The organism is Bacteroides sp. (assembly GCF_030151085.1).
In the GTDB taxonomy this organism is placed as follows: domain Bacteria; phylum Bacteroidota; class Bacteroidia; order Bacteroidales; family Bacteroidaceae; genus Bacteroides.
In genome coordinates this window covers 74,206-87,237 of sequence record NZ_JASLER010000053.1, presented here as the reverse complement: position 1 = coordinate 87,237, position 13,032 = coordinate 74,206, and the positions used below count along the sequence as shown (strand labels likewise).

Annotated in this window: 10 protein-coding genes; 2 read left to right on the top strand and 8 right to left on the bottom strand. The window is 37.1% G+C overall.

Annotation, left to right across the window (positions count from 1 at the left end):
* A partial coding sequence (locus Q1W14_RS10525) for an ATP-dependent Clp protease ATP-binding subunit (protein WP_300701361.1) occupies window positions 1–1,503 on the bottom strand: 1,503 nt, incomplete at its 3' end.
* Between the two features lie 277 nt (window positions 1,504–1,780).
* Here Q1W14_RS10525 and gyrA point away from each other — a divergent pair.
* Together gyrA and Q1W14_RS10515 are read left to right on the top strand one after the other, a co-directional pair.
* Window positions 1,781–4,312 (top strand): DNA gyrase subunit A, encoded by a 2,532-nt coding sequence (gene gyrA, locus Q1W14_RS10520; RefSeq protein WP_300701360.1) that lies wholly within the window; start codon window positions 1,781–1,783, stop codon window positions 4,310–4,312.
* Between the two features lie 30 nt (window positions 4,313–4,342).
* Window positions 4,343–5,557 carry a tetratricopeptide repeat protein gene (locus Q1W14_RS10515; protein ID WP_300701359.1) on the top strand — a complete coding sequence of 405 codons (1,215 nt, stop codon included), beginning with the start codon at window positions 4,343–4,345 and terminating at the stop codon, window positions 5,555–5,557.
* A gap of 186 nt (window positions 5,558–5,743) precedes the next feature.
* Here the strand turns inward: Q1W14_RS10515 and Q1W14_RS10510 are convergent, their stop codons facing one another.
* From Q1W14_RS10510 to Q1W14_RS10480, 7 genes are all read right to left on the bottom strand, one after another.
* Window positions 5,744–6,874 carry a universal stress protein gene (locus Q1W14_RS10510; RefSeq protein ID WP_300701358.1) on the bottom strand — a complete coding sequence of 377 codons (1,131 nt, stop codon included), beginning with the start codon at window positions 6,872–6,874 and terminating at the stop codon, window positions 5,744–5,746.
* Between the two features lie 79 nt (window positions 6,875–6,953).
* Window positions 6,954–7,229, bottom strand: coding sequence for a DNA-binding protein (locus Q1W14_RS10505; protein WP_294588676.1), 276 nt, complete (start codon window positions 7,227–7,229; stop codon window positions 6,954–6,956).
* Window positions 7,230–7,494: 265 nt separating this feature from the next.
* Window positions 7,495–8,328, bottom strand: a complete 834-nt coding sequence (locus tag Q1W14_RS10500) for a tetratricopeptide repeat protein (protein ID WP_300701357.1) — start codon at window positions 8,326–8,328, stop codon at window positions 7,495–7,497.
* Window positions 8,329–8,344: 16 nt separating this feature from the next.
* On the bottom strand, window positions 8,345–10,195 hold the full coding sequence (locus Q1W14_RS10495) for a BatD family protein (protein WP_300701356.1): 1,851 nt from the start codon (window positions 10,193–10,195) through the stop codon (window positions 8,345–8,347).
* A gap of 21 nt (window positions 10,196–10,216) precedes the next feature.
* Window positions 10,217–10,930, bottom strand: coding sequence for a tetratricopeptide repeat protein (locus Q1W14_RS10490; RefSeq protein WP_300701355.1), 714 nt, complete (start codon window positions 10,928–10,930; stop codon window positions 10,217–10,219).
* Entirely contained in the window at window positions 10,927–11,955 is a 1,029-nt protein-coding gene (locus tag Q1W14_RS10485; RefSeq protein ID WP_300701354.1) for a VWA domain-containing protein, read from the bottom strand. The genes Q1W14_RS10490 and Q1W14_RS10485 overlap by 4 nt, the downstream gene beginning before the upstream one ends.
* A 73-nt stretch (window positions 11,956–12,028) precedes the next feature.
* Window positions 12,029–13,012, bottom strand: coding sequence for a VWA domain-containing protein (locus tag Q1W14_RS10480; RefSeq protein ID WP_300701353.1), 984 nt, complete (start codon window positions 13,010–13,012; stop codon window positions 12,029–12,031).
* Window positions 13,013–13,032 lie beyond the last annotated feature (20 nt).

Below are 13,032 nucleotides of genomic sequence, written 5' to 3'. Positions count from 1 at the left end.
CTGGCGATCGTCTTTAAGACGGGCTTCCCATTCAGTTTTCATTTCATCCAAACGTGTAGAAAGCATCTTCTCACGGTCACGATAACTTGCCGCAAGTTCAAAATTCTGTGATTTCACCGCATCACCCTTTAGGGAACGTGCTTCTTCGATCAACTTCTCTTGCTCTTCAATTTCTTTTGGAACATTTATATTGGTCAGATGCACTCGTGATCCTGCTTCATCCAAAGCATCAATTGCTTTATCAGGAAAATTACGATCTGTTATATAACGGTCTGACAACTTGACACATGCTTCAAGTGCTTCATCCGTATAGTTCACATTATGATGATCTTCATACTTCTCCTTGATGTTTTTCAAGATTTGAAGTGTTTCGGCTGCTGTAGTAGGTTCTACAATTACTTTTTGGAAACGACGTTCCAAGGCACCATCTTTTTCGATGTTCTTTCTATATTCATCAAGAGTAGTGGCGCCAATGCATTGTATTTCACCACGAGCCAAAGCAGGCTTAAGCATGTTAGCGGCATCCATAGAACCTGCAGCAGCACCTGCCCCTACAATAGTATGAATTTCATCGATGAAAAGGATGACATTCGAATTTTTCTGCAACTCATTGATAATAGAACGAATACGTTCTTCAAATTGCCCGCGATACTTTGTTCCGGCTACAACGGAAGCCATATCAAGCATCACAACTCGCTTTTCAAACAAGATTCGAGATACTTTCTTCTGCACAATACGTAACGCAAGTCCTTCAACAATAGCAGATTTACCAACTCCCGGTTCACCGATCAACACTGGATTATTCTTTTTGCGACGACTTAATATTTGTGCTAAACGCTCTATTTCGCGTTCACGACCTACCACAGGATCAAGTTTTCCTTCTTCCGCCGCCCGAGTCATATCCATACCGAAATTATCCAATACAGGAGTATCATTTGATGGCTTTTTCGCAGCCTGTGCTGCTGACGCCTGACCGGCACCGGTATTACGAGAAGAACGGGAAGCATTCATATCCTCTTCTTCATCTTCATCGTCTTCAGTAAATCCCATTCCTGCATTTGGATTGGTCGATTTCATCGAAAGTTGCTCAAATACAGAATGATAATCTACTTTATTTTCTTCCAAAACTGTTGCAGCAAGGTTATCACCATCTTTCAGTATAGCTAATAATACATGCTCTGTATCTGCAGTCGCACTCTTTAAAAGACGAGCTTCTAACATGCACATTTTTAATATTTTGGCTGCCATAGGTGACAGAGGAACATCAGCATCCGGTAGGAGAGTATCATCTTCCGCATCCTTAAGAAAGCTCTCCAAACGGCTCTTTACGCGTTTTAAGTCTATATCAAGCTTCATCAATATCTCAATAGCCTTTCCTCCGCCGTCGCGTAACATGCCGAGCAGAAGGTGTTCAGGACCGATATATCTATTTCTTAATCGGTTAGCTTCTTCCTTGCTATAAGTTATTATATCAGAAACTCTTTGTGAAAATTGATTGTTCATACTTTATTATTCTCCTCTATTAAAAGGTTATCCATTGACAAAGATACGCAATTATTATTTCAACGTATCCAAATTTAACTGTTTTATAATATACAAATCCCGTGCCATAAAAGTTTTATCTACTAGTTCTTCTTTTATACCTATTTTATATATATGCACAATATAAGTGAAGCACGAAGCAAAGTTTATGCCTGAAAACTTTTGTATATCGTAAAAAAGCAGTACTTTAGCGTGGTTTTTCACGAACCCGAAAATGTATAATTAATAATCTTTTTAAATGCTTGAACAAGACAGAATTATAAAGATTAACATCGAGGAGGAGATGAAGTCATCGTACATTGACTATTCAATGTCGGTTATCGTTTCTCGTGCTCTCCCGGATGTTAGAGATGGTTTTAAACCCGTTCACCGAAGAATTCTTTTCGGAATGATGGGATTAGGAAATACATCAGACAAACCTTATAAAAAATCAGCCAGAGTTGTAGGTGAAGTATTAGGAAAGTATCACCCTCATGGTGACTCTTCCGTTTATGGTGCGCTTGTCCGCATGGCACAACCATGGGCTATGCGTTACATGTTGGTGGACGGACAAGGTAACTATGGTTCTGTAGACGGTGATAGTGCAGCTGCTATGCGTTATACAGAGTGTCGTCTACGAAAAATTGGTGAAGAGACAATGCAGGATCTTGACAAAGAGACTGTTGACATGCAAAACAACTTTGACGACTCATTACAGGAGCCTACTGTCATGCCGACACGTATTCCAACCCTTTTGGTTAATGGAGCGTCAGGTATTGCTGTAGGTATGGCAACTAATATGCCAACTCACAACTTGTCTGAAGTGATTGATGCCTGTGTTGCATACATCGATAACAATGGTATAGATATAGAAGAGCTTATGACTTATGTTAAAGCTCCCGACTTCCCGACCGGAGGTTATATCTATGGAATGAGTGGCGTACGTGAGGCATATCTCACTGGTCGTGGACGAGTTATCATGCGTGCCAAAGCCGAAATTGAGACCGGTTCAACACATGACAAGATTGTTATAACCGAAATTCCCTACGGCGTCAATAAAGCAGAGTTAATCAAAAACATTGCCGACCTAGCTAATGAAAAGAAGATAGAAGGCATAGCTAATGCGAATGATGAATCCGATCGTGAAGGAATGCGCATTGTTATTGATGTTAAGCGTGACGCTAATGCCAGTGTAGTGCTGAATAAGCTCTATAAAATGACATTATTGCAAACATCTTTTGGTGTAAACAATGTAGCATTGGTTCATGGACGTCCTCGTCTGTTGAATCTGAAGGATTTAATTAAGTATTTCGTAGAACATCGCCATGATGTAGTAATCCGCCGTACTCAATATGACTTGCGCAAAGCTAAAGAACGTGCACATATCTTGGAAGGTCTAATTATTGCATCTGATAATATTGATGAAGTAATAAAAATTATTCGTGCGGCAAAAACCCCGAATGATGCTATTATTGGCTTGATGGAACGCTTCCAGTTGACTGAGATCCAATCTCGTGCCATTGTTGAAATGCGTTTACGTCAGCTCACTGGTCTTATGCAAGATCAACTTCATGCTGAATATGAAGAAATTCAAAGACAAATTGCTTATTATGAGGAAATTCTCGTCAATGATGAACTCTGTCGCAAAGTTATTAAAGATGAATTGATCGAAGTAAAAGAGAAATATGGTGATGAACGTCATTCTGAAATTGTTTATTCTTCCGAAGAATTCAATCCGGAAGATTTCTATGCAGATGATGAAATGATTATCACCATTTCTCATATGGGATACCTTAAACGTACTCCGTTGAGTGAATTCCGTGCACAAAACCGTGGTGGAGTAGGATCTAAAGGCACTGAAACCCGTGATGAAGACTTTATAGAGCACATCTACCCTGCAACTATGCACAACACGATGATGTTCTTTACTCAAAAAGGTAAATGCTATTGGCTGAAAGTTTATGAAATACCTGAAGGTACGAAAAATTCTAAAGGACGTGCTATTCAAAACTTATTAAACATTGACTCTGATGATGCTGTTAATGCTTATTTACGTGTGAAGAATCTGAATGATCAAGACTTCATCAATAGCCATTACGTTTTATTCTGTACCAAAAACGGCGTTATCAAGAAAACTTTGCTTGAGCAGTATTCACGTCCTCGCCAAAATGGTGTCAATGCTATAACAATTCGTGAAGACGATCGCGTTATTGAAGTGCGTATGACAAACGGCGATAATGAAATCATCATTGCTAATCGTAACGGTCGTGCAATTCGTTTCCATGAAAATGCTGTACGCGTAATGGGTCGCACAGCCACTGGAGTACGTGGTATGACGTTAGATGAAGATGGACAAGACGAAGTTATAGGTATGATTTGCATTAAGGATCCTGACACTGAAACGATTATGGTTGTCTCTGAACAAGGTTATGGAAAGCGTTCAGACATTGAAGATTACCGAAAGACTAATCGTGGAGGTAAAGGCGTTAAAACGATGAATATCACTGATAAAACAGGCAAATTGGTAGCAATCAAGTCTGTAACGGATGAAAATGACTTAATGATTATCAATAAATCAGGCATCACCATTCGTCTAAAAGTAGCTGATGTCCGTATCATGGGACGTGCAACACAGGGAGTTCGTTTGATTAACCTTGAAAAGCGTAACGATGAAATCGGCTCAGTATGCAAAGTTACTTCTGAAAATGAAGATGAAATTGCTATTCAGGAAGAAGATGAAAACCTACCTCAAGGTTCTCAAGAAGAGATTAATAACGAAAATGAAGAATAGACATAATATTAATTTAAATTTTCTACAATCATGAAAAGAGTACTATTTTCAATGGTTTTACTACTTGCCGCTAGCTTTGTATTTGCTCAAGAAAAGAGTGTAAAAGAAGCTAAAAGTATTGCTAATGAAGTAAAGCCAGATTTTGCCAAAGCAGAAGCGCTGATCAATGAAGCTTTGACTAATCCCGAAACAAAGGATAAACCTGAAACTTGGGATGTAGCCGGTCTTATTCAAAAGAAAAGAAGTGAAAAAGAAATGGAAAATGCCTACCTGAGAAAGCCATACGATACTCTTCAGGTGTACAATAGTGCATTGAACATGTGTAAATACTACTTCAAATGTGATGAACTTGCACAACTTCCTGATGAAAAAGGCAAGATTAAAAATAAATTCAGAAAATCAAATTCTGCTTCTATTTTGGCAGAACGCGGTAATTTAATCAACGGTGGTATTCAATTCTTTAATCAAGATAAGAATAAAGAAGCTTTTGAATTCTTTGCAACTTATGTTGATGTTGCATCAAACCCGATGTTCGAAAAAGAAAACCTATTGAAAACTGACACAGTATTACCTCAAATTGCTTATTATGCAAGTTTGGCAGCTGCTAAGATGGAAGATTATCCTAGTGTATTAAAGTATGCTCCTTATGCACAAAATGATAAAGAAGTAGGAAAGTACGCAATGGAATTTATTTCTACTGCTTTGAAAGCTGAAGGTGATACAGTAAAATGGGTAAATTCATTGAAGGAAGGTATTCAGAAGTATCCTGAACACCCATTCTTCTTTGGCCATTTGATTGACTACTATAGCAATAACAACAAGTATGATGAAGCTATGCAATTCGCTGATGATATGTTAGCTAAAGACCCCAATAATACATTCTATCTGTATGTAAAAGGCTATCTTTATCATAACATGAAGGACTATGACAAGGCAATTGAGTTCTATACTAAGACTGTTGAAGTAGATCCTAATTACGCAGAGGCATTCTCTAATTTAGGATTAATCTACTGTTTACAAGCTCAAGATTTCTCAGAGAAGGCTACAACTGATGTAAACGATCCGAAATACAAAGTTGACCAAACTACATTAAAGTCTTTCTATGAAAAGGCAAAACCAAATTATGAGAAGGCAAGACAATTGAAACCTGATCAAAAAGACTTGTGGTTGAATGGTCTTTATAGAGTATATTATAATTTGGATATGGGACCGGAATTCGATGAAATCGAAAAGCTGATGCAATAATTCTAAAATGATTATAATGAAAAAGCCTGACCAAGTAAAATTGGTTAGGCTTTTATTTTTTAGCAATTCTGCAATGAAAAGCTTTATTTCTCTATCAGGGGAGCTAACTAATGAAATTATAATGAATTAGATTTGTATATTAAACATAATACTGATTATTACTCAAATATAAGAAGCATATTTAAATCAGTTCGGTCGTCCGTAAGTAACTAATAAAGGTGTATCAGAATGAAAAATCATTTTTCGGGCAATACCGGGATTAAATAATCGAGAAAATATATTTCTCTTATAAGAAGTCAATGCAATAATATCTATATGATTACTTTTTATATAAGTATCTAGACTATTCAATAAATCATCGTTTTTCACAACATCATAACTAATATCTAATAACGGATATTGTTTTTGGAAATATTCTTTGATTCCGCCTAATTTAATCTCATTCCATGTATCTTTCACATCTGAAAGATGAATTAAAGAAATAGCAAATTTAAATGGCTTCAAGCTACTTATCAGAGAATCAAAAGCAATCAAATCACGTTGATCAAAATTAGTGATAAAAGCAATACGTTTCACTTCAGCGAATTGCTTAAAAGGAGTATTTTCCGGAATGGCCAATACTGGTACTCGGCTACGCTCAATTACTTCTGCAGTAACACTACCAATTAAATCAATATCTTTCTGGTTTTTACCTCTTGTTCCCATCACAATAATTCGTGGACGATATTCTTTAGCATAACGCAAGACTTCCTCTTCAGGAATACCTTCACGTAATACACAAGCATATTTTACACTAGGAAATTCTCCAGTAGCAACTTTTTCCTTTACTTTGTCTGATAAGGAATTTAAATCAGCATGAACTTTTTGTAATATATTCTTAACATTCTCTTCATCAGCAAGTTGATAATTGAACACATCACCATAAGGTAAAGAAGTTGCATATATAGGTGTAAAATAAACATGTAACAAGACAACTTCTGCACCTATACTATGAGCAAAATTAAAACCAAACTCACATGCTTTCAACGAATAATTAGAGAAATCTACGGGAATAAGAACTTTATTATTTGTTTTCTCTATTTTGGGAGACTTTCCTCCTACTACCTCCTCAGATAACCAAGCTGAACTTTCAGTAATTTTTAGAGCATGAGGCAAATCGCTTTCCTTTATTCGTACACGCACACCAGAAGATATAACAGGCTGTATCTGATTTACGTTCATTATATAGGTTTCAATACCCTCATTCTCAAGTACATTCTTCAGTATTTGCGCTTTTGCATACGTCAGAATAGCTAATGTAACTAATTTATCTTCCATAAACCATTAATTTTTAAATTAAAACAAATAAGAAATCCCAATTGTTTGTCAGCAATTGGGATCCTTTTACTTTCTTTTCTTAAGCTCTAATGGGTTCTGCGGTTTTAGCTGCTATTTCATCTAAAATCTTTAATGCCCGGTCTAGAACAGTAGTATCGTCGATCATTACTAACCCGCCATCAGGACCTGGTTCCAAGTGAATCCCAACACTTTTTCCTTCTTTAAAGTTATGTCCGCCGAAGAAATTTCTTACTGTATCAACATTTAGTCCAAGTTCATCAGCTATTCTATGCATACTACCACTAGGCAATGAGTCTTTAATTTTACGTAGTTCATTAAATGTTATTGTTCTCATATTTATAAATTTAATGGTTAATACTCCATGTTTTTATTATCACGCTATAAACTTAAGGAAAAAAAAAGATAAAACAAACTATTCCTTTAACTTTTTTGAAAAAGAAATCGTATACAAGGAAAATAAACAATGGATTGTCTTATTTCAGAAAAATCACGATGAATTCAGGAAATATTAGAGCAGCAAAAAAAGAAAAGGCTCATACAAAAAAGAAGATAATAATACTCTTCCTTTTATATGAGCCATTCCTATTGTATCAAAACGCTTAGATCATCTCAATAGCAGAAGCTGGTACCCAACCTACTTTGCCATCTTCCAAACGGATCTCTTTCCATTCACGCATTGAATTATCTTTTATTTCAACTTTATGTCCCTCATGTAGAATAAATAGGCTCGTACCACTATCACTAGGTGTGCTACGCACTGTAACGCTCGGAGACAAGACGATTGCATCATTACGGTCAATTAATTCATTCTTTTGCTGAGATGCAAAAACATTAGTCAAAATGACAAACGCTAAAAGAACTAATCCTCCAATAAATCCTGTTTTTTTCCATACAATCTGTTTGGAAAAAAAGAATAAATATAAAGCACCTAATAAAAGGATAAAAAATACAACTCCTAACTTAGCCCAAGCATCTATGCTCATACTATTAATCAAGGATTTTATCCAAGACACAAAGAATATCTCAGGTACCGGAACAACTTTATCTATTGTTTTCGAACGAGCTATTTCTAAATTAGCACGAACATCTGCATTGCCTGGTTGTAACAATAAAGCACGTTCATAATTCAAAATAGCTTTTGCTATATCACCAGCTTTATAATAACTGTTTCCTAAGTTATAATAAACTTCAGCAGCTTCACCCTTCTTTAATAGATTTTCATATATCTGAATTGCAGAAGCAAAATCATTTCGTATATAAGCACTGTCCCCTTCAGCCTTAGTTACATTACCTTGCTGTTTCGCAGCAGAGAATTCTGCATGTGCAGGTATTGAATCATTTGTTGATTGTAGAGTATCTACAACGGTAGAATCCTGTGCAAAAGTATTTACTGACAGCAACAAGCTAAGGGTAAAAAATAGTATTTTCTTCATTATTGTACCCTCCTAATTAGTGTTTAATTGAATTTTCCATTTTGCTGATAACCTCCAATGAAGCAGAGTAAACCTTATCCATAGCCTGATTATCATCACCAGGTGCAAAACGGGCAAACTCACAATTATTCAATGTATCAAGAAACTCCTCTATCAATGCATCAGAAACGCCATAATTGCGAAGTTCTTCAACGATATTATCCTTCGATAAACGAGATACCGGAATATTCAGTTTATCACTGATATACCCCCAAAGTGCTTTCAACACTTCATCATAGAAGTCATCTTTCTTATTCTCGGTCAATAATTTGCCTGCTTGCTTCATACGTTTTACAGCAACCTTATTAGCCTTTTTAGTACGCATTTTGGCAACATTTGCATTGGCAGCTATTTGCTTACGATAGATTATAAAGAATATGATAAACGCAACTCCAGGTACTAAATAGAATAACCAATATGTCAATGAGCCATAGAAGAAATCACCTTTCTGAGAAAGAGTTACATCATTTTGTTTGATATAACGGATATCCTCATTCAGTACTTTCAAATCTTCTTTGTTAGTAAAGTTTGCAATAGTTTGAGCGGCATTTCCTGCACCTTTCTCTACATGTAATTCATATTCTTCTGTAGTTAGCGTCTTATAAGAACGAGTATTAATATCAAAATAACTGAATTTTACGGCAGGTATCTTATAAGTTCCAGCAGTACGCGGAATAGCAAGATATTCAATTACTTTACTACCTGAAAGGCCAGAATTTGTTAAGCGGAACTTATTGTCCACTTTTGGATCATATACTTCAAAATCTTCCGGGAATTTGATTTCCGGATTAGATAAAAGCTTCAAATTACCAGTTCCAGAAATAACAATCTTCACTGTAATAGCATCATTCGTCTTAACATTCGTACTATTAATAGAAGAAGTTATATTAAACTCTCCCACTCCACCTGAAAAATCAGCCGGTTTGCCAGCAGGTAATGGATTGACATTAATGGTTAATTGTGGAGTCATAATCGTCTTCTTTACTTCCACGTAGTTACTACCACCATTAAAGAATGCTTCAAATGGATCAACTGCCTGTGTTGCTTTAGCAATAGAAGCATCAAAGCGAGCAGCATCAATCGTCAACTTACCTGATTGTTGCGGAAACAATACGAATTGTCTATAAACAGTAGTTTGATAATTTCTACCTTTATAATGTTCCAAGCCCCATCTTCTATCATTAGGCAACTCAACCTCTTGCGAATGGAATCCTTTAAAATCGGGCAACTTTACATTATCAAACATACGTAAATCTACTAATGTATAAATCTTATATGTTAATAAGAAAGCCTCCTGCTCATATACAGTTGTTTTACTAGCTGTAGGAATAATAAACAAGTCACTGCTGGAAACAGCTGTTCCCGATGAAGCACGACTTGTACCACCACTTTGTTTACCACCACCACTATTGCCGGAAGATGTTCCAGCATTTGCCTGGTCAGCTGGCAAGACTTTTATCTGCACTGAATTAGATACCAATTGGTTACCATCAGCGGTAATCGTAGCCCCGGGAATAGTAAAACTACCTTCTGTATTAGCCAACAGGATGTAAGTAAAGGTAATACTACTCGTTGAAGTAGTTTGACCATTAATTATCTGTACACTATTCTGTTGTGAACGGCTAGGACCCATCAATACATCAAATCCTTTAATAGATGGAGCGCGAAAATCTCTCACGTTCTGCGTAGTTACTGTATATGACAGTCTGAACTGATCGCCTACCGCTATAGCATCAGGCGCAGTCGCAGTAAATGATGCTTTGCCATCAGCAAAAGCACATATACTGACTGATATCAGCATTATCCATAAGAAAACTATTTTTCTCATATATTATTTCCTATTTATGTGTTACCAATCTTTTTCCAAACGGCCACCTTGGAGAACTTGTTGCTTTTTCACCTTGTCTTGCACATCCTTTTCATCCTGCATAACTGAGTTCAGAAGCTGCTCTGCATTCTCCTTTGACATTTGATCATCCTTCTTCTCAGGCTTTGGAGGTTGTTGCTGATCTTGGTTCTTCTGTTGGTCTTGTTTATTTTGATCCTGCTTATCTTGATCTTTTTGTTGATCTTGCTTCTGATCTTTGTTTTGGTCTTGATTCTGATCTTGATTTTGCTGGTCTTTCAGCATTTTCTGAGCTAATGCAAGATTATAACGAGTCTCATTATCTTTAGGATTATTACGCAATGATTGTTTATAAGCTTCCACAGCTTTCGCATAATCTTTCTGAGAATGCAAGATAACTCCCATATTATGGTAGATCTGAGCTAAATTCGACTTATCTTTCTCTACTTTTGTAGCTCCAACATACTGCTCCATCGCCTCTTTCACCTTATTCTGCTGAGCTAAAGTATTTCCCAAATTAAACATAGATACTGTTGATTGGGGATTTACTTCCAGAGCTTTCCGATAACTTACTTCCGCATTTACATATACACTGTCTTTAAAAGAACGGTTTCCTTTGCGGATAAAGTCGCGTTCTGCCTTTTGTGCAGATGCTGCCACTGCAATGAGCAGTAGCAAAATCATTCCAATATATTTCTTCTGTAACATACGCATCATTTCTTATTAGAAAACAAATGAATGTTGCGGAAAAGAGGATTTTTACGTTCCAATATCAGCATTTCCGCTAACAGCAATAACAAAATGATCCACGCTATAGCTTGGAACTGCTCATTGAATTCCGTATAAACCTGCGTTTCTACATCAGCTTTTGCCATCTTATTAATTTCTTGACTAATAGCTTTTTGGGCACTGTTGGAGTTATCTACTCTCACATAGATGCCATTTCCAGCTTTAGCAATCTCCTGACACATTTCCTCATTCAAACGGGTCACGATGACATTACCTTCACGATCGCGACGAAAATCATTGGTACCTTGAATTGGAATAGGTGCCCCATCAGGCATACCGACTCCCAGTACATTGACTTGAATACCTTTCTCGTTTGCAGCTTTAGCAGCTTCCACCGCACCACCCTCATGATTCTCGCCATCAGTAATTACGATAATGGTACGTCCTACTCCCTCTTGTGGTGTAAAACTACGAGCAGCCAAATTTATTGCCGCACCAATAGCCGTACCTTGTTTGGATATCAACGAAGGATCAATAGATTCCAAAAACATTTTAGCAGAGATGTAATCACTCGTTATAGGCAATTGCGTAAACGCATCACCAGCAAAGACTATCATACCCACTTTATCATTCTGCATCTTGTCTACCAACTGTGCAACCAACCTCTTTGCTTTTTCCAAACGGCTGGGTTGCACATCTTGAGCTAACATTGAATTGGAAATATCGAGTGCAATCATAACCTCCACTCCCTGACGTTTCACCGTCTCTAGTTTAGAGCCAAATTGAGGACGAGCCAGCAATACAGCAAATAACCCGATTGCGGCAAATACAATCCAAAACTTCACATCCGGACGATATTTAGATACATCCGGCATCAACTGGGACATCAGTACCGGATCACCGAACTTACGGATAGCTTTTCGCTTCCGGTAATTGGAGTACAAGTAGAAGGCTACCAGGAAAGGTAGCAACAGTAACAAGTACAAATATGCAGGTTCTTCAAATCGAAACATCTTTCTATTTACAATTTAACGATTTACAATTTACAATTTGGCTACGCAATAACTAATCGCACAAAGAACTTTTTTATGGTATCTTCTTTAGGATGGAGTTACGTAACAGAACTTCCAGCAATACACAGAAAAGAGCTGCCAGTGCAAACCAACGGAACTCTTCCTGACGTTTACTATATTCTTTCACATTTAATTTTGTCTTCTCCAACTTGTCGATTTCTTCGTAAACCTCTTTCAGTTTAGAGTTACTGGTAGCACGGAAATAGTTACCATCAGTAGTACCGGCAATCTGTGTCAAAGTCTTCTCATCAATTTCAACCGGCATATTGACGTATTGCACAGTTCCACCTACAGGATAAGGATATGGAGCCATACCATTAGTACCTACACCGATGGTATAAACACGAATACCAAAGCTCTTTGCAATTTCAGCGGCTGTTAAAGGAGAAATATCACCCTTATTGTTGACACCATCCGTCAACAAAATGATCACTTTTGATTTAGCTTTACTGTCTTTCAGACGGGTAACTGCATTGGCAATACCCATTCCGATTGCCGTACCATCTTCAACCAGTCCGCACTTCATATCTTTAAGTAAATTCAGCAGTACGGCATGATCCACGGTTAGTGGGCATTGTGTAAAACTCTCACCGGCAAATAAGGTTATACCTATATTATCATTCGGACGTCCATTTATAAATTCAGCGGCTACATCTTTGGCAGCTTCCAAACGATTCGGTTTCAAATCCTCAGCAAGCATACTCGTAGATACGTCCATAGCGAGCATAATGTCGATACCTTCAATTTCACTGTTCTGCCAGCTATTGGTAGTTTGGGGGCGTGCCAAAATAAAGATAATCAGTATTAATGTAATAATCCGCAATACAAACGGTGCATGCAACAAGTAATTCTTATAACTCTTCGGAGTATGGGCATACACACGAGCATCCGAAATCTGAAGCGTAGCTTCGCTATTCTTTCGCGTCATGATATACCATACTATATAAGGTATAAGCAACAGTAGCAAAAATAAATATTCAATATTGGCAAAAACCATGATATTTACGATTTAACGAT